Here is a 22789-nt window from a genome sequence, read left to right on the forward strand (position 1 = left end):
GGTCCCGGGTTGCGGATTTCGCGAGAAAGATCGGCCGCGGGGATGTGACATGGACCGCAGCGAATCCGGCAACCGAATGCCGGTTCCCGTTCGAGGCCCGCGCGGTGAAATGAGCGGACGTCCCTCCGGGCCGGGTGAAAGGACTTTCGGCCCTCACCTCAGGGGCCCCTGATCCGGCGGACGGCGAAATGCGCCGTCGACGCGGTGGCCCGATTCCGGCCGCGTCCGCGGCGCCCGCGCCCCCGTCGCCCCACGGCCTGATCCGATGGCCACGGCGTCCGCGGGGTACCCTCCCCCCTCGGCCCCGGCGAACACGCGTTCACCGCCGGCCGGATCGCCGAAGCACCAGGCAAGCGGGAGAGACCCTTGAACGGACACGACAGCACCGCGCGCGACCGGGCCACCGCGGCCCCCCGTGCCCACAGGTGAGCGCCCCCACCGAGACGAGACCGGCGCCGGGCGGCGCCCCGGCGGTCGCCAAGAGCTCCGTGCTGCGCAGCGGTGCGCTGATGGCCGCCGGTTCGATCGTCTCGCGCGCCACCGGCTTCGTCCGTTCCGCCGTCGTCGCCGCCGCGCTCGGAACGCACTTCCTCGGTGACGGCTACGCCGTCGCCAACACCCTCCCCAACATCGTGTACATCCTGCTGATCGGCGGCGCGCTCAACGCCGTCTTCGTCCCCGAACTGATCAAGGCGGCCAAACGCCACGAGGACGGCGGCGTCGCCTACACGGACCGACTGCTGACCGTCTGCGTCCTCGCCCTCCTCGCGCTCACCGCCGCCGCGGTGCTCGCCACGCCGTGGATCGTCCGGGCCTACGCACCCGCCGGCTACAGCGCGGCCCAACTGGACACCATTGTGGCCCTGGCCCGGTTCTGCCTCCCGCAGATCCTCTTCTACGGGCTGTTCACCCTGCTCGGGCAGGTGCTGAACGCCCGCGGCCGGTTCGGGGCGATGATGTGGACCCCGATCCTCAACAACCTCGTCCTCATCGCCGTCTTCGGCTTCCACCTGTACGTGTCCGTCGGTGGGGACGAGGTGCTGAGCGCGTCCGAGACCCGACTGCTCGGCATCGGCACCACCGCCGGCATCGTCGTCCAGGCCCTCGCCCTGATCCCGTCGCTGCGCGCAGCCGGCTTCCGCTGGCGTCCCCGCTTCGACTGGCGCGGCAGCGGCCTCACCCGCCCGCTGCGCAACGCGGGCTGGCTCGTCGCCCTGGTCCTCACCAACCAGTTCGCCTACTGGGTCGTCACCCTGCTCTCCACCACCGCCGGCCAACTGGCCGACGACTCCGGGATCGCGGGCGGCGCCGGCTACGTCGCCTACAGCAACGCCTACCAGCTGTGGGTGGTGCCGCAGGGCATCGTCACCGTCTCGCTGGTCACCGCCCTGATGCCCCGGATGAGCGCCTCGGCCTCCGACGGGGACCACGCCGCCGTCCGCCGCGACGTCTCGTACGCACTGCGCTCCAGCGCCGCCCTCGTCGTGCCCGCCGCCGCGATCTTCGCCGCCCTCGCCCCCTGGGTGACGGCGAGCGTCCTCCAGTACGGGCAGGTGGGGCCCGCCGACAGCGAGGTCATCGCCGGCATCCTCATGGCCTTCGCGCCCGGCCTGGTCGCCTTCTCGGCCCAGTACGTGCTCGCCCGCGGCTTCTACGCCCTCTCCGACACCCGGACCCCGTTCTTCCTGAACCTGGTCATCGTCGTGCTCACCGCGTCACTGGCCTACACCGCCCACGCCCTGCTCCCGCCGCGTTGGGTCGTCACCGGCATCGCCGGCGCCACCTCCCTCGCCTACCTGGCGGGCGCCGCGGTCACCGCGTACGCCCTCGCCCGCCGGCTGGGCCCGCGCGCGCAGACCCCCGCCGGGGCCCGGAGCACGGCGCTGCGCACCCACCTGCGGCTGCTCCTGGCCTGCCTGCCGGCGGCGGCGGTCGGACACGGGGCGGCCCTCGCGTGTGACGGGTTCGGCAGATTCGCCGCGGTCGGAGCGGGAACCGCGGCGCTCGCCCTGGTCGTCATCCTCCTCGCAAGGCCGCTGCGCCTCACGGAGATCACCGACCTGTCGGCCTCCCTCCGCCGGAGAACGGGCCGGTAGGGGGAGGAAGGCACCCGAACCGCACTGGATACTGACCGGATGCCACGCGTACTGCTGATCGAGGACGACCCTTCCATCCGGGAAGGGGTCGCCCTCGGCCTTCGCCGCAGAGGCCACGAGGTGAGCACCGCCGAGACGGGGGAGGACGGCCTGGCCCTGATGGCCGGCTTCCGCCCCGAACTGGTGCTCCTCGACCTCATGCTGCCGGGCATCAACGGCGTCCAGGTCTGCCGCCGCATTCGCGAGACCAGCCAGGTCCCCGTCATCATGCTCACCGCGCGCGGCGACGACTTCGACATCGTCGTCGGCCTGGAGGCGGGCGCCGACGACTACGTGGTCAAACCCGTCCGCACCGAGATCATCGAGGCCCGGGTCCGCGCCGTGTTGCGACGCCTGGCCGCCCCGACCGACGGCCGCGCCGGGATCGAGCTGCACGGCGCGCTCGCCGTGGACCGCGCCGGTCTGACCGTCGCGAAGAACGGCACGCACGTCCCGCTGGCCCCCAGCGAACTCAAACTGCTGCTGCACCTGTCCGCCGCCCCCGCGCAGGTCTTCTCCCGCCGGCAACTGCTGGAGTACGTGTGGGAGCACAGCTACCACGGTGACGCCCGCCTCGTCGACGCCTGCGTCCGGCGCCTGCGCCACAAGATCGAGGACCCGGACGCCGCCCCCCGCTACATACAGACCGTGCGGGGCTTCGGCTACCGCTTCGGTCCCCTCTAGGGCGCGCGGTGGGACGCATCGCCCCGCTCGGCCTGCGGACCCGGCTGATCGCCGCCTTCCTGCTGGTCGCCGCGATCTGCGCGGTGACCACGGCCGCGCTGACGTACCAACAGGCCCGCACCGCGATCCTCAAGCAGACCCAGGACACCGCCGTCAGCACCCTGCGCGACCAGATCGACAGCCAGGCGGTCCAACTGCCCCTCGACCGGCGGCAGCTCCAGAGCATGGTCACCGAACTGGGTCGGCGCGGCAAACCCCACTCCTGGGTGGTGTACGGCGAGTACGGCGACCTGAAGGCGACCTCGAACAACCCGGGCGGCCCCCTCGTGTCACCCATCGTCGGCGAGGGGTTCCGCGAACAGATACGCCACACCCGGTCGGGCGCCTTCCAACGGGTCCGGGACGGCGACGGCAACGCCATGCTCGCCGTCGGGATGCCCGCCGTCTTCGTCCACGACGGGTCCAACCGACCCACCGGCGCCGTCTTCTACGCCGTGATGCCCCTGAACACCGAGGAACAGACCGTCAGCGCGATGGTCGACGCCGCACAACAGGGCGCCGTTCCCGGCCTCGCCATCGCCGTCGTCCCCGCCCTGCTCGCCGCCCGCAGCGTTCTGCGCCCCGTACGCCGACTGCGCACCGCGGCCCAGCAGATGGGCCGGGGACAACTGGACACCCGCATCGAGGTCAGGGGAGCGGACGAACTCGCCGGACTGGCCCGGACCTTCAACGAGACGGCCGGCGCGCTGGAACGCTCCGTGGAGGAACTGCGGCAGGCCGAGGTACGCGCCCGCCGGTTCGCCTCCGACGTCTCCCACGAACTGCGCACCCCCCTCGCCGGGATGCTCGCCGTCACCGAGGTGCTCGACGAGGACGCCGAGAGCCTCGACCCCGACACGGCCAAGGCCCTGCGGCTGATCAGCGCCGAGACCGGCAAACTCGCCGTGCTCGTCGAGGACCTCATGGAGATCTCCCGCTTCGACGCCCGCGCGGCCGAGCTGAACCTCGACGACGTCGACGTCGCCGAGGCCGTGGGCAAGTCCCTGGAACGACGCCACTGGGACGACGACCGGGTGAGCGCCGAGCTGCCCCCGCGAGTCCGCGCCCGGCTCGACCCGCGCCGGTTCGACGTGATCCTCGCCAACCTCGTCGGCAACGCCCTGCGACACGGCGGCGCCCCGGTCCGGATCACCGTCACCTCCCCGCCCCGCCCCGACGGCGACCGCCTGGTGATCGAGGTGGCCGACAGCGGGCCCGGCATCGCCCCCGAGGTGCTGCCGCACATCTTCGACCGGTTCTTCAAGGCCGACGCGGCCCGGACCCGGTCCGCCGGCAGCGGCCTCGGACTCGCCATCACCCTGGAGAACGTCCGTCTGCACGGCGGCACCCTGCACGCCGCCAACGCCGCCGACGGCGGGGCCGTCTTCACCCTCGACATGCCCCTGGAGGCCCGCGCGTGACCCCCGTACGCAGGGCCGTCGCCGCTCTGGTCGCCCCCCTCACCCTGCTCACCGCGTGCGGGATCAAGGACACCCCCGTCGTCGAGATCGGCCGGCCCGGGGTGCTGACGGTCGCCGCCCCGCCCGACGCCGGCCTGCTGTACTTCGTCCTGCCCGACGGGCGCCTCGCGCCGGTCCCGATCACCGACGGGCCCGCGTACGGGCCGGGCGCCATGATCGCCCTGCTGATGAACGGTCCCGACCCCGCGGCGAAAGCGGCCGGGCTGCGCACCGAACTGCCCTCGTCGACCGCGCCCGGCACACTCGACGGCCGCCCGCTGACGCAGATGACGGGGGAGGGGTCCGTCCGGGTCCGACTGCCCTTCCCGGTGCGACCCCTGTCCGAGTCGGCCCGCCGGCAGGTGATGTGCACCGTCGTCTCCTCCGCCGGGATCCCGGCGGACGCCGAGGTCACCCTGGCCGGCCCCGACAGCGTCCTGGCACCCGACCACTGCGGTTTCTAGGACGCTGTCGTCAACGCGGCGACGTGCGGTACCGGGCGCCGCGGGCCGGGCGAACCCTTGACGACAGAGCCCGGGAGATCCCCCTCGCATCGTGTCGGGCCGTCGGGTTCGGTCCTCTTGCGAGGCACGCGCCCCGACCGGCACCGTGACCCCATGGCCCCCGCCCCCACGCACGGCGACGCGGACGTCCCCGACGTCTTCGACCCCCGCCTGTACGCCGAAGACATCCCCCACCGGCGCTACCGGCTGCTCCGCGACCGGCACCCCGTCGCCCGGCAGGCCGAACCGGAGGTCCTCGGCTGGCCCGCGGGGCCCGGCTTCTGGGCCGTCACCCGACACGCCGACGTCGTACGGGTCCTGCGCGAACACACCACCTACTCCTCGTGGCTCGGCGCCACCCAGATCCGCGACCCCGACCCCGCCGACCTGCCCTTCCTGCGCCGCACCATGCTCAACCAGGACCCTCCCGGGCACGGCCGGCTGCGGCGGCTCGTCGCCCGCGCCTTCACCCCCGCCCGCGTCGACGCCTTCGCGGGCCGGGTCCGCGAGCGGGCCCGCACACTGCTGTGCGCCGCCCGCGACGGCGCCGAGGGCGGGACCACCGACCTGGTGTCCGCGGTGACGGACGAGTACGCGCTGCTCAACCTGACCGACCTGATGGGAATCCCGGCCGCCGACCGGGGGCTGCTCCTGGAGTGGACCGTACGGGTCATCGGCTACCAGGACCCCGACGACGCCCCCGCACCGCTGCTCGGCCCGGACGGGAAACCCCTCAACCCCCGCTCCCCGGCGCTGCTGGGCGAGATGTTCGGATACGCCCGCGAACTGGCCGCCCACAAGCGGGCACATCCGGGCGACGACGTGATGACCGCCCTCGCGGAAGCCGAACTGGATCCGGCCGAACTGGAGATGTTCTTCTTCCTGTTGACCGTCGCGGGCAACGACACCGTACGCAGCGCCGCGCCCGGCGGCCTGCTCGCCCTGGCCCGCGACCCGGACGGCTATCGCCGGCTCGCCGCGGGCGACGTGCCCATGCACCGGGCCGTGGACGAACTCCTGCGCGTCCACCCGCCCGTGCTCAGCTTCCGCCGCACCGCCTCCGTGGACACCGAACTCGGCGGGCAGCGGATCCGAGCCGGGGACAAGGTGGTGGTCTTCCACGCCTCCGCCAACCACGACGAGCGGGTCTTCACCGCACCCGACCGGCTCGACCTCGGCCGCGCGCACAACCCGCACGTCTCCTTCGGCGACGGACCGCACGTCTGCCTGGGCGCCCACTTCGCCCGGCTCCAACTGCGCACCCTCTACGAGGAGTGGCGCACGCTGATGCCGGCGCCCGAGTCGACGGGCCCGCCGCGCCGGCTGGTCTCGAACTTCATCAACGGGATCACGCGGCTGCCGATGCGGGTGTCCGGGCCGGCCGGGTGACATCGGCCAACAGCTCCGCCACGTCCGGCCCGTAGGCGTCGGAGTTGACCACCTTCAGCACGACGCAGAAGGAGTCGTTGCCGTACTTGCGGGCCAACTCGCGGTGATTGCGCGCCAGATAGCGGGCGCCGGCCTGGTTGCTGATCGCGGTCTGCCCGGAGATCAGGAACACGGGCCTGCTCCCGGGGCCCGTCGTCAGCCGGGCCAGCACCACGTGGTCCACCAGGCCCTTGTTCCAGCGGTACGTCTCCTCGCCGACGATGATGGCGCCCCGGTCGGGGCCCGCCGCCGTGCTGACGTCCACCCGGATGCCCGGCAGCATCGACCCCAGGTGGGCGGCCGTCCGCGCGTTGGAGACGGGACCGCCCACGCAGAACTCGGCGCGCTCGCCGAACCCTTGGCGCACGGTGTCCTGGGAGACGATCTGCAGGTTCGCGCCGCAGTCCTTGATCAGGGCGGATATCTCCAGCAACGCGAAGGCGTCGTTGCGGTGCACCGACCCCTCCGTGCCGCCCATCTGCCGGTTGACCACGAACAGGCAGTCGGAGCCGGACGGCAGGCCGAAGAAGGCCTGCTTGCGGCGGAGCGTGCGGCGCCACAGGTAGGTACGGGCGAACCAGCCGAAGCCGCCGCTGATGGCCGTGGCCACCACGCCGAGCACGATGTTGCGCACGTCGTCGTTCATGGCGCGGATGTTAACCCGCGCGAGGCCGTCCTGACGCGGGGGGTGCGGTGAAGTTAGAGTGCCGGCCTGGGCCTGTGGCACGGGCTCTGACAGGCCGTCGACTGGAGGTACGGATGCGTCGTCCCGCCGCACGTCAATGGGCGCTGGTCGCCCTCGTCGGAGCACTGGTGTCCACCGGGGCGGCGGCGCCACCGTCGGCGCCGGCGGTCGGTGCCCCCGCGAAGGTCCCGGTGGCCGTCGGTCACGGCGGTGCGGTGGCCAGCGTCGATGCCGACGCCAGCGCCGCGGGCATCGCCGTCCTGCGCTCCGGCGGCAACGCGGTGGACGCGGCGGTCGCCACCGCAGCCGCGCTCGGCGTCACCGAGCCGTACTCCGCCGGGATCGGCGGCGGCGGGTACCTCGTGTACTACGACGCCAAGACCCGTCGGGTGCACACCATCGACGGTCGCGAGACCGCCCCGGCGACGGCGGACGCCGGCCTGTTCCAGGAGAACGGCGTCCCCATCCCCTTCGCCGAGGGCCAGACCAGCGGGCGCGGGGTCGGCGTCCCCGGCACCCCGGCGACCTGGAAGAGCGCGCTCGACGCCTGGGGTTCGCGGCCCCTTGGGCAACTGCTTCGCCCGGCCGAGAAGTTGGCCCGCGACGGATTCGTCGTGGACGCCACCTTCCGGGCCCAGACCGAACTGAACCAGGACCGCTTCAAGGACTTCCCGGCCACCGCGAAGCTCTTCCTGCCCGGCGGAGCCCTGCCGGTGGTCGGCTCCACCTTCAAGAACCCCGACCTCGCCGCCACCTACGGCGAACTCGGCAGCAAGGGCACCGGGGCGCTCTACCGGGGCCCGATCGCCGAGGACATCGTGCGGGCCGTCCGCAAGCCCCCGGTGGACCCCGCCGCCACCCGCGTGGTCCGCCCGGGCGACCTGACCACCGGCGACCTGCGCGCGTACGCCACCAAGCGGCAGGCCCCGACCCGGGTCGGCTACCGGGGCCTGGACGTCTACAGCATGGCCCCGTCCTCCTCGGGCGGCACCACCGTCGGCGAGGCGCTCAACATCCTGGAGCGCACCGACCTGGGCTCGCTCTCCGAGGCGCAGTACCTGCACCGGTTCATCGAGGCGTCCCGGATCTCCTTCGCCGACCGGGGGCGCTGGGTCGGCGATCCGGCCGCCGAGGACGTGCCGACGCGGGAACTGCTCTCGCAGCGGTTCGCCGACAGCCGCGCCTGCCTCGTCAAGCCCGGCCAGACGCTGACCAGCCCGCTGGCCCCCGGTGACCCGCGCAATCCGGTGCCCTGCGCCACCACGGGCAAGGCCGCCCCGACCACGTACGAAGGGGAGAACACCACGCACCTGACGGTCGCCGACCGCTGGGGCAACGTGGTGTCGTACACGCTGACCATCGAGTCCACGGGCGGCAGCGGGATCACCGTCCCGGGCCGGGGCTTCCTGCTCAACAACGAGCTGACCGACTTCTCCTTCGCCCCGGCCGCCCCCGGCGTCCCCGACCCGAACCTGCCCGGCCCCGGCAAGCGACCGCGTTCGTCGATGGCCCCGACCATCGTGCTGGAGCACGGCCGCCCGGTGCTGGCCGTGGGCTCCCCGGGCGGCGCGACCATCATCACCACCGTGCTGCAGACCCTGCTCGGACACCTCGACCGGGGCCTCCCGCTGGTCGACGCCATCGCGGCGCCGCGGGCCAGCCAGCGCAACCAGACGACGACCGAGCTGGAACCGGGCCTGTGGAACAGTCCGGTGCGCGCCGAACTGGAGGCGATCGGGCAGGGATTCCGGCAGAACCCGGAGATCGGCGCCGCCACCGGCGTGCAGCGGCTGCCGGACGGGCGCTGGCTGGCCGCGGCCGAGACCAGCAGGCGGGGCGGCGGCTCGGCGATGGTGGTCGCCCCGCGCGGCCGCCCGTAGGCCGTCTCCCGCGGACCGTGCCGGGCCCGCAGCCCCCGCGGACCGTGCCGGGCCGCAGGCGGCGGGCCGGCACGTCACGGGGTGGTGAGGATCCTGGGGCCGTCGGCGGTGATCGCGACCGTGTGCTCCGCGTGCGCGGCGCGACTGCCGTCCACGGTCCGCAGGGTCCAGCCGTCGGCGTCGCAGGTGTAGTCGTCGGTGCCTCCCGCGATCACCATCGGTTCGATCGCGAGGACCATGCCGGCGCGCAGCCTCATGCCGCGCCCGGCGGGACCCTCGTTGGGCACGCCGGGGTCCTCGTGCATGGAGCGGCCGATGCCGTGCCCGCCGAACCCGTCGGGTATGCCGTACCCGGCGCCGCGGCAGACCGTGCCGACGGCATGGGCGATGTCGCCGATCCTGTTGCCGGGCACGGCGGCGGCGATGCCGGCGGCCAGGGCGGCCTCGGCGGTCTCGATCAGTCGCAGGTCGGCCGGGCGCGCCCGGCCGACCGTGAAGCTCACCGCGGCGTCCCCGGCCCAGCCGCCCAGCTTCGCGCCGAAGTCGACGCTGACCAGGTCCCCGTCGCACAGCCGGTATCCGGTCGGGACGCCGTGCACGATCGCGTCGTTGACCGAGACGCACAGCACGGCGGGGAAGGGCACGGGCGCGAACTGGGGCCGGTACCCCAGGAAGGGGGAGGTCGCTCCGGCCTCCCGCAGCACCTCACGGGCCACCGCGTCCAGCTCCAGCAAGGAGACCCCGACGTCGGCGGCCTCCCGCGCCGCCGCCAGGGCCCTTCCCACGACACGGCCGGGAGCCCGCATTTCCTCGATGTCTCGGTCCGTCTTCAGTTTCACCATGCCAATAACTATACCGGTATAACTTTAACGGGATGAAAATTGGGTCCCGGGGTAGGATGGCCGCATGGTCCGAACCCCCCTCACCCCCGAAGAGCGCGAGCGCGGCGAGCGGCTGGGCGCGCTGCTCCGCGAGGCGCGAGGCCCGCGCAGCATGGTCGAGATCGCCGCGAGCGCCGGCCTCTCCGCCGAGACGCTCCGCAAGATCGAGACGGGTCGTGCGCCGACGCCCGCCTTCTTCACCGTGGCGGCCCTCGCCGGCGCCCTCGGCCTCTCCCTCGACGACGTGATGCGGCGCTGCGCCTTCGTGCCCGTCTGAGTTCCCGTGAGTTCCCGCCCGTCCGGTTCGCCTCCGTCGGGTTCGCCTCTGTCGGGGTCGGCGGCCTGGTCGAGCGGGTGTCGGCGGGTGCCGTCGGGTGCGGTCGGAGGAGCGGCGAAGGTACGCCTGATCGGCCCCGCAGGCCTGTCGTTCGAGCGGGGCGGTCGGCCGAACGGCCCAACAGGCGGTGGGGCCCGCCGGGCGCGGGGCAAGCGTGAGGGCGTGTCAGCCACGAACGCATCGAAGCGACTCGGATTCGGACTGCTCGGCGCCGTCCTCGCGAGCGGCCTGCTGCTCGCGGCCTGCGCCGTACCCCAGGGTCGAGCCCGTGTCGGGGATTCGGGGGAGGCGGTCTCCCGCCGCCCGGGCGCCGTCGCCGGGCACACCCCGCTCCCGGCCCGGGCCGATCGGCGGGGAACCCCCTAAGCTCGGGGGCATGGACCTTGAGGAGCTAGGCCGGGGCAAGTACGTCAGCCTCACCACCTTCCGTAAGGACGGCACTCCCGTCGCCACCCCCGTCTGGGCGGTGGCGGACGGGGGTGAGCTGTACGTGTGGACGCGCAGCGACTCCTGGAAGGTCAAGCGGATCCGCAACAGCGGCCGGGTCACCGTCGGCCCCTGCGACGTGCGCGGACGTGTCCCGGAGGGGGCTCCCGCACTGCCGGGCGAGGCGCGGTTGCTCGACGAGGCGGGCCTCAAGCGGGTGCGCGGGCTGATGATGCGCAAGTACACCTGGCAGTTCTGGTTGGTGGACGTGCCCGCCACCGTGGTGCGTCGCGGCAAGCGCCCGCACACCGCGATTGCCGTCAAGCTTTGAGGCTCCCGTAGTCCACCTGTAACACGGGTGGGATCCAATGCGCCCATGGAGACGGCGACTTCGCTGCTGATCGCTCAACTTGCCGAATATTTGCGTGGGTTGACGCGGAGACTGGATCCCGAGGCGGGCTGGTACGGGGAGTTCCTGCGCCGGGACCCCGACGGGATGCGGGCCTGTCTGGACGGAGCCGCGATTCCCCCGTGGGACGTGGTGGCGTCCCTGCTGGGCGACGCCCGGGCTGCGGCCGGTGAGGTGGAGTACGCGGCCCGGCTGCGCGCCGCCGCCGCCGGGGCCTGGGACCGGGCCCCGGGCGGCGCGGGCGAACTGCGGACCCACCTCCGGACGGCCGTCGCGCAGCGGGAGGCCTCGGAGGCGGCGCTGCGCAGCCTGACGGCCCGGCTGGGCGGCACGCCGGACCCGGTGGAGGCCGCCGCGTTGGCGCGGGAGGTGGCCTGGACCCGGGACGACGCCGCCCGGGCGGCCGGACGGCACGAGGACCTCACGGCCCGGCTCGCCGCGCTGCCGATGAATCCGGCCGAGGTGCGGGAGTGGACGCGGTCGGACACCGCCCCCGCCGCGGCCGGCGACCCCCTGCCCGGTGTGCCGCGGCGGCGCCCCCCACACACCCAGGCCCATGCCCCGGCGCCCCCGGGCGGCGGCACCCCTGCGGAACCCACCACCTTCGGAACCGGCACGAGTCCCCTCCCGGCCGCGGCGGTGGCCGTCGACCCGGCTGAGGACCCGGCCGCCGATCCGTCCGGCGCCCCGGCCCGCAAGCCGTATGACGATCCGGCCCACAAGCCGTATGACGATCCGGCCCACAAGCCGTATGACGATCCGGTTCGCGATCCGTATGACGATCCGGCTGTCGACGCCCCGCCCGCCCCCGCCCCCGCCGAGCCCCCGGTCGGTCGGGCCGAGGGGCGGTGGTTGCGCGGTGGCCGGCGCTCCGGAGGCGGTGCCCGGTACGCCGGGGCGGCGGAGCCCGCCCCGGCCGCCGACACCGCGCCGCCGGGCGGCCCGGACGACGCGGCGGCCGTCGCCCCGCGCGGGGCCCGGTTCGGCCACCCGGAACCGAGACGGCCCCGCCCCCCGGCCCCGGAGCCCGCACCACCCGGTCCGGAGCCGCGCCCGCCCGGCCCCGTCGGCCCCCGCCGCACCGCCGCGTTCGCCGCCGCACTGGCGGACCTCCGGGCACGGGGCCGCACCGGCGAGGCGCACGCCCTGCTGTGCGAGGCGGCGGCCTGGCCGGCCGAACTACTGCCCGGGCTCGCCGCCGCGTTGACCCGCGCCGGGCTCACCGCCGACTGGGCCACCCTGCTCTGGGAGGCCGCCTCGCTCCCGCCCGAACGGCTCGCCGCCGCGGCGGCGGCCCTCGCGGTGGCCGGTCGGGACGCCGACTGCGACGCGCTGCTGCGCCAGGGGGTGGCCCGGCCCGCCGCCGAGATCGCGGAGGCCGCCCTCGCGCTCGGCGCGGCCGGTCGGGAACGGGAGGCCGACGCCCTGCTCGGCGCCTTCGTGCGGCTGCGCACGGCCGAGGAGGCGGCCGCTCTGGCGCGACGGGATCCGTACTGGTTCGCCCCGAGGTTGCTCCGGGCCGCGGGCGCCCTCCCGGGGACCCGACACCGGGACCTGACACATGCCCTGCGGGTGGCCGGTATCGCTGCTCCGTAACCACTTGAGTATCAATTTGCCCGCCTGATGACAGGAAATGACCGCATGCCAACGTAGTGCGATCGACTACTCCAACCGCGCAAGGCGCTCTTGCCCCACGCTGTGACGAGGCCTACGTTCTACTCCCTACGCACCACCATCTACGTGCGTAGAAGTCGGCGTTCCCGTCGCGAGGAGCAGCTCATGGCCCAAGTCGTCCGCGCCGCGCTCGTCCAGGCCACCTGGACCGGAGACACCGAGTCGATGATCGCCAAACACGAGGAGCACGCCCGCGCGGCGGCTGCCCAAGGCGCGCAGATCATCGGCTTCCAGGAGGTGTTCAACGCCCCGTACTTCTGCCAGGTGCAGGATGCGGAGCACTACCGCTGGGCCGAGGCCGTCCCCGACGGCCCGACCGTCCGCCGCATGCAGGACCTCGCCCGCGAGACCGGCATGGTGATCGTCGTACCGGTCTTCGAGGTGGAGTCCGAGGGGTTCTACTACAACACCGCCGCCGTCATCGACGCCGACGGAAGCTACCTCGGCAAGTACCGCAAACACCACATCCCGCAGGTCAAGGGCTTTTGGGAGAAGTTCTACTTCCGCCCCGGAAACCTCGGCTGGCCCGTCTTCGACACGGCCGTCGGCCGGGTCGGCGTGTACATCTGCTACGACCGCCACTTCCCCGAGGGATGGCGTGCGCTGGGCCTGGCCGGTGCCCAGCTCGTCTACAACCCGTCCGCCACCTCCCGAGGCCTGTCCGCCTACCTGTGGCAGCTGGAACAACCCGCCTCGGCCGTCGCCAACGAGTACTTCGTCGCCGCCATCAACCGGGTCGGCCAGGAGGAGTACGGGGACAACGAGTTCTACGGCACCAGCTACTTCGTGGACCCGCGCGGTCAGTTCGTCGGGGAGGTCGCCGGCGACAAGGAAGAGGAACTCCTCGTCCGCGACCTCGACTTCGGCCTCATCGAGGAGGTCCGCAACCAGTGGGCCTTCTACCGCGACCGCCGTCCCGACGCCTACGGAGGGCTCGTACAGCCGTGACCAACCCGATCCCCCTGCACAGTCGCCACCGCACCGTCATGCCCGAGTGGCTCGCCCTCTACTACGACCGCCCCATCGAGCTGACGCACGGCGAGGGCCGCCACGTCTGGGACGCCGACGGCAACCGCTACCTCGACTTCTTCGGCGGCATCCTCACCACGATGACCGCCCACGCCCTGCCCGAGGTCACCAAGGCCGTCTCCGAACAGGCCGGGCGGATCATCCACTCCTCCACCCTGTACCTGAACCGGCCCATGGTCGAACTGGCCGAACGCGTCGCCGCCCTGTCCGGCATCCCGGACGCACGGGTCTTCTTCACGACCTCCGGCACCGAGGCCAACGACACCGCCCTGCTGCTCGCCACGTCGTACCGCCGCTCCAACCAGATCCTGGCGATGCGCAACAGCTACCACGGCCGGTCCTTCTCCACCGTCTCGATCACCGGCAACCGGGGCTGGTCCCCGACCAGCCTCTCGCCGCTCCAGACGTACTACGTCCAGGGCGCGGTGCGCACCCGGGGCCCCTTCGCGGCACTGCCCGACGCCGAGTTCACCGCCGCCGCCGTCGCGGACCTCGAAGACGTGCTCGGCCAGGCGCGCGGCGGAGTCGCCGCGCTCATCGCGGAACCCATCCAGGGCGTCGGCGGTTTCACCTCCCCGCCCGACGGCCTGTACGGGGCCTTCCGCGAGGTCCTCGACCGACACGGCATCCTCTGGATCAGCGACGAGGTACAGACAGGCTGGGGCCGCACCGGCGAACACTTCTGGGGCTGGCAGGCGCACGCCCAGAACGGCCCGCCGGACATCCTCACCTTCGCCAAGGGCATCGGCAACGGCATGTCCATCGGCGGTGTCGTGGCCCGCGCCGAGGTCATGAACTGCGTCGACTCCAACTCCATCTCCACCTTCGGCGGCTCCCCGGTCACCATGGCGGCCGGCGTCGCCAACCTCTCGTACCTCCTGGAACACGACCTCCAGGGCAACGCCCGCCGCGTCGGGGGCCTCCTCCTGGAACGACTGCGCGCCGTCACCGCCGGCGTGCCCGCCGTCCGCGAGGTGCGCGGCCGGGGCCTGATGGCCGGCCTGGAGCTGACGAGGCCCGGCACCGACCGCGCCGACCCCGAAGCGGCCGCAGCCGTACTGGAAGCCGCCCGCGAACGCGGCCTGCTGCTCGGCAAGGGAGGCGGGCACGACACCAGCGTGCTGCGCATCGCGCCGCCGCTGTCCCTCACCGTCGCCGAGGCGGAAGAGGGCGCCGACATCCTCGAACAGGCCCTGCGCACCGCCCTCTAGCCCTCCGGGGGAGACGTACATGACCACCCGCACCCTGATCCGTGACGGCCTCGTCGTCACGGCCGCCGACGAGCTCCACGCGGACGTCCTCATCGAGGACGGCCGGGTGGCGGCGCTCGCGGCCCACGGCTCGGCCACCGCCGAGGCCTGGGCCTCATCCGACCGCACGACGGTGGACCGCACCATCGACGCGAGCGGGAAGTACGTCATCCCCGGCGGCGTCGACGCGCACACCCACATGGAACTGCCCTTCGGCGGGACCGCCGCGTCCGACACCTTCGAGACGGGCACCCGGGCCGCCGCGTGGGGCGGCACCACCACCATCGTCGACTTCGCGGTGCAGACGATGGGCCAGTCCCTTCGCCAGGGCCTCGACACCTGGTACGACAAGGCCGACGGCAACTGCGCCGTCGACTACGGCTTCCACATGATCCTGTCCGACGTCAACGAGGGCACCCTCAAGGAGATGGACCTCCTGGTGGGGGAGGGGGTCACCTCCTTCAAGCTCTTCATGGCCTACCCCGGGGTGTTCTACAGCGACGACGGTCAGATCCTGCGCGCCATGCAGCGGGCCTCCGGCAACGGCGGACTGATCATGATGCACGCCGAGAACGGCATCGCCATCGACGTCCTCGTCGAACAGGCCCTCGCCCGAGGGGAGACCGATCCCCGCCACCACGGCGAGGTCCGCAAGGTCCTCCTCGAAGCCGAGGCCACCCACCGGGCCATCCAGCTCGCCCGGGTCGCCGGCTCCCCCCTGTACGTGGTCCACGTGTCGGCCGAGGAGGCGGTGGCGGAACTCGCCGTCGCCCGCGACAAGGGCCTGCCGGTCTTCGGGGAGACCTGCCCGCAGTACCTGTTCCTGTCAACCGACAACCTGGCGGAGCCGGACTTCCAGGGCGCCAAGTACGTCTGTTCCACCCCGCTGAGGCCCCGCGAGCACCAGGCGGCGCTGTGGCGGGGCCTGCGGACCGACGACCTCCAGGTGGTCTCCACCGACCACTGTCCGTTCTGCTTCCAGGGCCAGAAGGAACTGGGCCGCGGGGACTTCTCGAAGATCCCCAACGGGCTGCCCGGCGTGGAGAACCGCATGGACCTCCTCCACCAGGCCGTCCTCGACGGACACATCAGCCGCCGCCGCTGGATCGAGATCGCCTGCGCGAACCCGGCCCGGATGTTCGGCCTCTACCCCCGGAAGGGCACCATCGCGCCCGGCGCCGACGCCGACATCGTCCTCTACGATCCGCACGCCGAGCAGGTCATCTCCGCCGAGACGCACCACATGAACGTGGACTACTCGGCGTACGAGGGCAAGCGGATCACCGGACGCGTCGACACCGTGCTCTCGCGCGGCGAACTCGTCATCGACCGGCGCGAGTACACGGGACGAGCCGGCCACGGGGCCTTCGTCCCCCGCTCCACCTGCCAGTACCTGTAAGGAGCCGCCCCATGGACTTCGGCCTCGTCCTCCAGACCGACCCGCCCGCCTCCGGGGTCGTCAGCCTCATGCGCCGCGGCGAACGCAACGGCTTCCGCTACGGCTGGACCTTCGACTCCGCCGTGCTGTGGCAGGAGCCGTTCGTCATCTACAGCCAGATCCTGGAACACACCCGGCTGATGCGCGTCGGACCGATGGTCACCAACCCCGGAACCCGCACGTGGGAGGTCACCGCCTCCACCTTCGCCACCCTCAACGACATGTACGGCAACCGCACCGTCTGCGGGATCGGCCGCGGGGACTCCGCGATGAGGGTCGCCGGACGCAAGCCCAACACCCTGGCCCGCCTGGGCGAGGCCATCGACGTCATCAGGGACCTGGCCGAGGGCCGTGAGGCCGAGGTCGACGGGCAGCGCCTGCGCATCCCGTGGATCCGGGACGGCGAACTTCCCGTGTGGATGGCCGCCTACGGACCCAAGGCACTGGCCCTCGCCGGCCAGAAGGCCGACGGGTTCATCCTCCAGCTCGCCGACCCCTACCTCACCGAGTGGATGGTCAGGTCGGTCCGCGAGGCCGCCACGGCGGCCGGCCGCGACCCGAACGCGATCACCATCTGCGTGGCGGCCCCGGCCTACGTCGGGGACGACCTGGACCACGCGCGCGACCAGTGCCGCTGGTTCGGCGGCATGGTCGGCAACCACGTCGCCGACCTCGTCTCCCGCTACGGCGAGCACTCCGCGATGGTCCCGGACGCCCTCACCGAGTACGTCAAGGCCCGCCAGGGCTACGACTACAGCCACCACGGCCGCGCGGGGAACCCCTCCGCCGACTTCGTCCCCGACGAGATCGTGGACCGGTTCTGTCTCCTGGGCCCGCCCGAGGCCCACATCGAGAAGCTGCGCACCCTGCGCGACCTGGGCGTGGACCAGTTCGCCGTGTACGCCATGCACGACGCCCGCGAGGCGGTGATCGACGCCTACGGCGAGCACGTCATCCCGGTACTCGCCGGCTGAGCCGGTACCGACCGACGGGCAGGGGCACCGTGTACGGGCCCGGGCAGACGGCTGGGTCGTCTCTTTCGGATCGTGCCGGGCGGCGCGGGTCAGGCAAGATCCGGAAGAGACGGCCTGGGCGCCCGGGTCGGACGGGGCGGTGCCCTACGTGGCCGGCTTCCGTTCTTGCCGGAAGATCAGGGCGAGCACGCCCATCGAGAGGAGCATGAACCCGCAGAACAGGGGAGCGGCGACCTCCGGGGAGGGGTGCCACAGGCTGACCTTGTGCAGGAAGAGATAGGTCGTCACCATGCCGAGGGCCCAGAACTTGAAGAAGAAGACGCGGCTGATGACGGCAAGCAGGGTCTGGTGTGCCACCAGGAAGATCAGGAGGTACCCCCAGAGCGGATCGGACACGAGGGTGAGCCAGAGGACCCCGGCGAAGAGGGGCACGGTGACGAGGACGAGCAGCGCGGTGCGCCAGAACAGCTCCCCCCGCAACCGCCTGTGGAAGCGCGCCTTCGACTTCCCGGTACCCGTCTTCCACCTCAGGAGCGTGGGCCACGAGAAGCGGACGAAGGACAGGGTGACGTCCTCGTCGAGGGTCTGGTCGTAACGGGTGACCGTCACCTCCCCGGACCGACAGTGGAAGACGCTGCCCGCAGGGACATGCGCGAGCGAGCGACGCACCTTCAGGAGCAGACGGATCGTCTTGATGTGCCCGAAGCTCATCAGGTACAGCAGCAAAGTCGATCCGATCCATCCGGCACTGGTGATCAATACGGTGATCAGGGCCTGTTGGATGAACTCCATCGGACTCACCGGGGCCACCTGCTCTCAGGAGAAGAGATCGTCGATGAAGTCGCCGACGGCGTCGTGACCGGAGCCGTGAGAGGGAACCGCGCCGTGAGGGTGACCCGCGCCGTGCGAAGCCCGTCCCCCTCCGCGGTGCTGGTCGATATCCTCGTCGTCGCCCATGTCCGGGCCGCCGGAACCCTGGTGAGTGCTCCCGCGCCCCGCGTCGTGGAGCCACTGCCACGCCCGATCCGCGAAGTCCCCGGCGGAGGCCGCGCCGGCGCCGCCCACCGCGCCCACCGCGCCCGCACCCAGGAGCCATGCCAGCAGCGCCTTGGCGCCGGCCTTTTGCGGCGGTCGGGCGTATCGGCCGGCCAGTGCGAGGGCCGTGAGACTGGCACCGCCCCCGCGTGGGTCGTCCAGGTCGTCCAACAGGGCCAGGATTCCAGGGGCGAACGGCTTGCCGGCGAGTGCGCGGCCGAACGCCTCCGGGGCGATCGGTCGCCCGCGCCCGGCCGCGTCCCGGGCTCCGGCGACGAAGGCGGCCAGCCGCGGGGTGGTGAGTTCCGCCAGGTGGTCCTGCCAGCCATCGGCCGGCCGCGGTGTCTGGACCACCGGCCAGAGCGCGAAGACCACGAGGTCGACCATGACCGTTTCCGGGAGCGCGCCGTCCGGTACCGGCGTGGCCCGGTCGAGGTATTGGGCGGCGCCCGCCGCCAGGAGACGGCGCAGTTGCTCCCGGCCCTCCCGATGGCCGGCCGTTCCGGCCAACTCGTCCGACAGGCAGTCGAGTTGTCGGCGGTGGGCCACCGCCTGGCGCCGCCCCGGTGTCACGGTCCCGTCGGCGACGAGCGTGCGGTAGTCGGATGCGAGCCGTTTGATCCACAGCCGCAGCTCCGGGAGGCCGAGCGGCGGGGCGGGCTCGCTGCCCGGGTAATGATGGTGGTGGACGATCTTCTGGGTGCCCTGGACGACCTGGTAGGCCTGCCCCTGCCCCTGCACCCGGGCTTCGACGTGGATCCCCTCGGAGGGTTCGGTGCCGTCTGCCGGGAAGCGTGCGCTCATGCTCGCCAGTCTGTGCGGTGAACATGATCGAGTGCAGCCGGATCCGTACAAGAGGCCGCCGGCTGTGCCATGTTGGTCGCAGTGCCGGTGTCGGTCGACCGCTCGCGGGAGGCTGTCGGAGAGGGTGGTGGGCGATGTCGGATCCCTTGCGGCGGACGGTGGCGGCGGTTTCGTCCGTGGCCGCGTTCGCCTGCGTGGTGTGGCTCGTCCGAGCGGCCTCCTGGGGGTGGCTGCCCGGTGACAGCGGAGATCGCTGGGCCCTGGCCGCCACGACCGGCACCGTCGTCGCCGCGGCGTTGCTGTTCGGCCTGACGCGGTGGAGTTCGCGGACGGCCCCGCCCTCGCCGACGCCGGGCGGGGGCCGGTCGGTGGAGCAGATCGCCGAGGCCGGCGACCGGGCGGTCGTCGAGCAGGTCGTCGGCAACCGGGTGCCTCGACGCGGTGGGGCCGGGTCGGCCTCGCCCGCGGATCGGTTCAGGCAGCGGGCGAAGGGCACCGGCAGCTCCCGGATCCGGCAGACCGGAGGCGACGACACCCCCTGACCGGAAGCCGGATCCCGGGGAAGGCCGGCCGGAACCGGAGCGGGGTCGGCCCGGAGCGGGAGCGGAGCGCGGCGCGGTCGAGGAAGGCCGATCCCGTCCGCGGGGATGCCCCGCGGGGAAGCGGCGGCCACGCGCACCGGGGGCTCCGCCTGCCGTGCGATCCCGGGGCGCGCCCCGGGCCGGTTCACCCGGGCGTCACCTCGTGTCCGGGCGGCCGTGGGGGACCGTCGGTGGGGATTGTCGGACGGTCGTGCTTTGCTGGACACATGATCGATGAATTCCTGGCCCGTGACCTGTCCGCCGTCGAGGAGGCCGTCCGCGAGGCGGCCGCGGTCGAGATCATGCCGAGGTTCCGGCAGCTCGCGGACCACGAGGTGGACCAGAAGAGCGGCCCGCACGACCTCGTGACCGTCGCCGACCGCAGGGCCGAGGAGCACCTGACGCTCGCCCTGACGAAGCTGCTGCCCGGCTCGGCGGTGGTCGGCGAGGAAGCGGTGCACGCCGACCCCACCGTGTACGAGGCGCTGCGCGCCGACGCGCCCGTGTGGATCGTGGACCCCGTCGACGGCACCCGGCAGTTCGTCGCCGGCGACCCCAACTTCTGCACCCTGGTGGCGCTGGCCGTGCGCGGGGAGATCCTCGCCTCCTGGACCTTCGCCCCGGCCCTGGACGAGCTGGCCACCGCCGTGCGCGGACAGGGCGCGCACGTCAACGGGACGCGCATCCGCAGCGGTTCGCCGGAACCGGGCGCCGACCTGCGGATCGCCATCGCGCACCCGCTGTACACCTCGGAGGAGGACAAGCGGCGGCTCGCCCGGCTCGACGTCCCCGGGGTCGCGGCCCGGCCGTGCGGTTCGGCGGGCCTGGAGTACCTGAAGGTGGCGCGCGGCGAGATGGACGCCCTGGCCTTCACCTGGCCCTCGGCTTGGGACCACGCGGCGGGCCTGCTGCTCGTCGCGGAGGCCGGTGGCGCCCAGACCACGGTCGACGGGGTCCCCTTCCGAGTGGACCGGGACAACGCGCTGCCGTTCGCGGTGGGCCGCGACGAGGCCACCGCCGTCCGGGTCCGCGACCTCCTGCGCGGAGCGTGACCGCGCCGCCCCACCCCGGATCCGTGCGGGCGAGACCCATATCCTGGACGTGATGCCGCATCCTGTGGGCGGAGCCGCCGCCGGACGAAGGAGCTGTCAGTGTCGTCGATTCTCGACGCAGTCGTGGTGGGGGCGGGGCCCAACGGCCTGACGGCCGCCGTCGAACTGGCCCGGCGTGGCTTCTCGGTGGCCGTGTTCGAGGCGAAGGGGACCGTCGGCGGGGGAGCCCGGACGGAGGAACTCACCCTCCCCGGCTTCCGACACGACCCCTGCTCGGCCGTGCATCCGCTCGGCGCCGGTTCCCCGGTGTTCGCGACGATGCCGCTCAAGCGCCACGGCCTGGAGTGGCTGCACGCCCCGCTGCCGATGGCGCACCCCTTCGACGACGGCACGGCCGCGGTGCTGTCCCGCTCGGTCGCGGAGACGGCCGCTTCCTTCGGGCCCCGCGACGCGGGCACGTACCGCCGGCTCGTCCAGCCGTACCTCGGCAAGTGGGACACCCTGGCACGGGACTTCATGTCGCTGCCCTCCACCGCGCTGCCCCGCGACCCGCTCACCCTGGCCCGGTTCGGGCTGGACGGACTGCCGCCCTCCACCTGGCTGCTGCGCCGCTTCCGGGACGACCGGGCCCGCGCCCTGTTCGCCGGGCTCGTGGCCCATGCCATCGCCCCGCTCGGCGGCATCGGAACGGGTGCGATCGGCCTGGTCTTCGCCCTCGCCGCGCACGCGGGCGGCTGGCCGATGCCGCGTGGCGGTTCGCAGGCCATCTCGGACGCCCTCGCCGCGTACCTGCGCGACCTCGGGGGAAGCGTCCACACGGACTTCGAGGTCAAACGGCTCGACGACCTGCCGCCGGCCCGCGCGTACGTCTTCGACACCTCGCCGACCGCTCTGGCCCGCATCGCAGGCCTGGGGCGCGTCTACGACGGCTACCGGTACGGGGCCTCCGTGTTCAAGATCGACTACGCGCTGGACGGTCCGGTGCCCTGGACCGCCGAGGAGCCCCGCCGGGCCGGCACCGTGCAGATCGGCCCGCGCACCCGCGACATCGACGCCGCCCTGCAACTGGCCTCGGGCGGGCGGGCGCCCCGCACCCCCTTCCTGATCACCGCCCAGCCCAGCCTCGTCGATCCCGGCCGGGCCCCCGAGGGCAAGCACACCTTCTGGGCGTACGGGCACGTGCCGGCGGGTTGGGAGGGCGACCTCACCGACGCCGTCGAGCGCCAACTGGAGCGTTTCGCACCGGGGTTCCGCGACCTGGTGCTGGCCCGTGCCACCGCCGGCCCGCCCCGGATCGCCGCCCGCAACGCCAACTACGTCGGCGGGGACATCGCCTGCGGCGCCGCCTCGGGCCTGCAACTGCTGCTCCGCCCCAAGATCAGCCTCTTCCCGTACACCACCGCCCACCCGGCGGTGTTCCTGTGCTCGGCCGCCACGCCGCCGGGGCCCGGGGTGCACGGGATGTCGGGGCACAACGCCGCCAAGGCCGTCTGGCGCCACCTGCGGAAGGCGACCTGATGCCCGCGCGCATCACCCTGGTGCGGGGGGACATCACCACCGAGGAGGTGGACGCGGTCGTCAACGCGGCCAATTCCTCGCTGCTCGGCGGCGGGGGAGTGGACGGCGCGATCCACCGGCGGGGCGGCCCGGAGATCCTTGCCGCCTGCGAGGACCTGCGGCGCTCCCACTACGGCAAGGGCCTCCCGACGGGCCGGGCCGTCGCCACGACGGCGGGCCGACTCCCGGCCCGGCACGTGATCCACACCGTGGGACCGGTCTGGTCCCCGGACGACGACCGGTCGGAGCTGTTGGCGTCCTGCTACCGCGAGTCGCTGCGCGTCGCGGACGAGCTGGGCGCCCGTACGGTCGCCTTCCCGGCCATCTCCACCGGGATCTACGGCTGGCCGATGGACGACGGGGCGCGGATCGCGATCGAGACGGTGCGGGCGTCCGGGACCTCGGTGGAGGAGGTCCGGTTCGTGCTCTTCGGGACCGAGGCGTACGAGACCTTCGCCGCGGCCCTGTGATCCTTGTCCGGGCCGGCCGATCATGGACCCCGGTGTCGGAGACGGTCGCTAGGCTTCC

The 22789-nt window shown here is 73.1% G+C and carries 22 protein-coding genes; 18 read left to right on the forward strand and 4 right to left on the reverse strand.

The features are described 5' to 3' along the window. Positions 1-425: 425 nt before the first annotated feature. The 5 genes from murJ to ACQEVM_RS10915 all read left to right on the forward strand — a co-directional run bounded on the left by murJ (position 426) and on the right by ACQEVM_RS10915 (position 6210). On the forward strand, positions 426-2096 hold the full coding sequence (gene murJ, locus ACQEVM_RS10895) for a murein biosynthesis integral membrane protein MurJ (protein ID WP_433077375.1): 1671 nt from the start codon (positions 426-428) through the stop codon (positions 2094-2096). Between the two features lie 39 nt (positions 2097-2135). Beyond that, positions 2136-2819, forward strand: a complete 684-nt coding sequence (locus ACQEVM_RS10900; RefSeq protein ID WP_433077377.1) for a response regulator — start codon at positions 2136-2138, stop codon at positions 2817-2819. 8 nt (positions 2820-2827) lie between these two features. Continuing rightward, positions 2828-4279 (forward strand): ATP-binding protein, encoded by a 1452-nt coding sequence (locus tag ACQEVM_RS10905; protein ID WP_433077379.1) that lies wholly within the window; start codon positions 2828-2830, stop codon positions 4277-4279. Further along, positions 4276-4782 carry a hypothetical protein gene (locus tag ACQEVM_RS10910; RefSeq protein WP_433077381.1) on the forward strand — a complete coding sequence of 169 codons (507 nt, stop codon included), beginning with the start codon at positions 4276-4278 and terminating at the stop codon, positions 4780-4782. The genes ACQEVM_RS10905 and ACQEVM_RS10910 overlap by 4 nt, the downstream gene beginning before the upstream one ends. Positions 4783-4935: 153 nt before the next feature. Beyond that, entirely contained in the window at positions 4936-6210 is a 1275-nt protein-coding gene (locus ACQEVM_RS10915) for a cytochrome P450 (RefSeq protein ID WP_433077383.1), read from the forward strand. Here the strand turns inward: ACQEVM_RS10915 and ACQEVM_RS10920 are convergent. Next, positions 6170-6895, reverse strand: coding sequence for a hypothetical protein (locus ACQEVM_RS10920; RefSeq protein ID WP_433077385.1), 726 nt, complete (start codon positions 6893-6895; stop codon positions 6170-6172). The two genes, ACQEVM_RS10915 and ACQEVM_RS10920, sit on opposite strands and share 41 nt — an antisense overlap. Before the next feature lie 113 nt (positions 6896-7008). Between ACQEVM_RS10920 and ggt the strand changes: the two genes are divergently transcribed. Beyond that, positions 7009-8814: a gamma-glutamyltransferase gene (gene ggt, locus ACQEVM_RS10925; RefSeq protein ID WP_433077387.1), complete on the forward strand. Its 1806-nt coding sequence runs from the start codon at positions 7009-7011 to the stop codon at positions 8812-8814. A gap of 74 nt (positions 8815-8888) precedes the next feature. On the opposite strand, the gene map is transcribed toward ggt, so the two are convergent. Further along, positions 8889-9656 carry a type I methionyl aminopeptidase gene (map, locus tag ACQEVM_RS10930; RefSeq protein WP_351919807.1) on the reverse strand — a complete coding sequence of 256 codons (768 nt, stop codon included), beginning with the start codon at positions 9654-9656 and terminating at the stop codon, positions 8889-8891. 64 nt (positions 9657-9720) lie between these two features. On the opposite strand from map, the gene ACQEVM_RS10935 reads away from it, so the two are divergent. From ACQEVM_RS10935 to ACQEVM_RS10970, 8 genes are all read left to right on the forward strand, one after another. Then, entirely contained in the window at positions 9721-9972 is a 252-nt protein-coding gene (locus tag ACQEVM_RS10935; protein ID WP_053676826.1) for a helix-turn-helix domain-containing protein, read from the forward strand. 222 nt (positions 9973-10194) lie between these two features. Then, positions 10195-10398 carry a hypothetical protein gene (locus ACQEVM_RS10940; RefSeq protein WP_433077390.1) on the forward strand — a complete coding sequence of 68 codons (204 nt, stop codon included), beginning with the start codon at positions 10195-10197 and terminating at the stop codon, positions 10396-10398. Positions 10399-10408: 10 nt separating this feature from the next. Further along, positions 10409-10789: a PPOX class F420-dependent oxidoreductase gene (locus tag ACQEVM_RS10945; RefSeq protein WP_433077392.1), complete on the forward strand. Its 381-nt coding sequence runs from the start codon at positions 10409-10411 to the stop codon at positions 10787-10789. A 45-nt stretch (positions 10790-10834) separates the two neighbouring features. Beyond that, complete coding sequence (locus ACQEVM_RS10950; protein WP_433077394.1) at positions 10835-12463, forward strand: hypothetical protein; 1629 nt, start codon at positions 10835-10837, stop codon at positions 12461-12463. Between the two features lie 183 nt (positions 12464-12646). Further along, positions 12647-13489 (forward strand): nitrilase-related carbon-nitrogen hydrolase, encoded by an 843-nt coding sequence (locus tag ACQEVM_RS10955; RefSeq protein ID WP_433077396.1) that lies wholly within the window; start codon positions 12647-12649, stop codon positions 13487-13489. A 38-nt stretch (positions 13490-13527) separates the two neighbouring features. After that, entirely contained in the window at positions 13528-14781 is a 1254-nt protein-coding gene (locus tag ACQEVM_RS10960) for an aspartate aminotransferase family protein (RefSeq protein ID WP_433079929.1), read from the forward strand. Between the two features lie 19 nt (positions 14782-14800). Beyond that, positions 14801-16219: a dihydropyrimidinase gene (gene hydA, locus ACQEVM_RS10965; RefSeq protein ID WP_433077398.1), complete on the forward strand. Its 1419-nt coding sequence runs from the start codon at positions 14801-14803 to the stop codon at positions 16217-16219. Between the two features lie 11 nt (positions 16220-16230). Next, positions 16231-17232 carry a TIGR03842 family LLM class F420-dependent oxidoreductase gene (locus ACQEVM_RS10970; RefSeq protein ID WP_351758929.1) on the forward strand — a complete coding sequence of 334 codons (1002 nt, stop codon included), beginning with the start codon at positions 16231-16233 and terminating at the stop codon, positions 17230-17232. A 144-nt stretch (positions 17233-17376) separates the two neighbouring features. On the opposite strand, the gene ACQEVM_RS10975 is transcribed toward ACQEVM_RS10970, so the two are convergent. Next, complete coding sequence (locus tag ACQEVM_RS10975) at positions 17377-18033, reverse strand: hypothetical protein (protein ID WP_433077401.1); 657 nt, start codon at positions 18031-18033, stop codon at positions 17377-17379. 15 nt (positions 18034-18048) lie between these two features. Beyond that, on the reverse strand, positions 18049-19071 hold the full coding sequence (locus tag ACQEVM_RS10980; protein WP_433077403.1) for a hypothetical protein: 1023 nt from the start codon (positions 19069-19071) through the stop codon (positions 18049-18051). Between the two features lie 134 nt (positions 19072-19205). Between ACQEVM_RS10980 and ACQEVM_RS10985 the strand changes: the two genes are divergently transcribed. The 4 genes from ACQEVM_RS10985 (at position 19206) to ACQEVM_RS11000 (ending at position 22731) form a co-directional block, all read left to right on the forward strand. Next, entirely contained in the window at positions 19206-19613 is a 408-nt protein-coding gene (locus ACQEVM_RS10985) for a hypothetical protein (RefSeq protein WP_433077405.1), read from the forward strand. 266 nt (positions 19614-19879) lie between these two features. Next, positions 19880-20704, forward strand: coding sequence for an inositol monophosphatase family protein (locus tag ACQEVM_RS10990; RefSeq protein WP_433077407.1), 825 nt, complete (start codon positions 19880-19882; stop codon positions 20702-20704). Positions 20705-20797: 93 nt separating this feature from the next. After that, positions 20798-22222: a phytoene desaturase family protein gene (locus ACQEVM_RS10995; RefSeq protein ID WP_433079931.1), complete on the forward strand. Its 1425-nt coding sequence runs from the start codon at positions 20798-20800 to the stop codon at positions 22220-22222. Further along, entirely contained in the window at positions 22222-22731 is a 510-nt protein-coding gene (locus tag ACQEVM_RS11000; RefSeq protein WP_433077409.1) for an O-acetyl-ADP-ribose deacetylase, read from the forward strand. The genes ACQEVM_RS10995 and ACQEVM_RS11000 overlap by 1 nt, the downstream gene beginning before the upstream one ends. The last annotated feature ends 58 nt before the right edge of the window (positions 22732-22789 follow it).

The sequence above is a fragment of the Streptomyces sp. CA-243310 genome, assembly GCF_050936775.1.
In the GTDB taxonomy this organism is placed as follows: Bacteria; Actinomycetota; Actinomycetes; order Streptomycetales; family Streptomycetaceae; genus Streptomyces.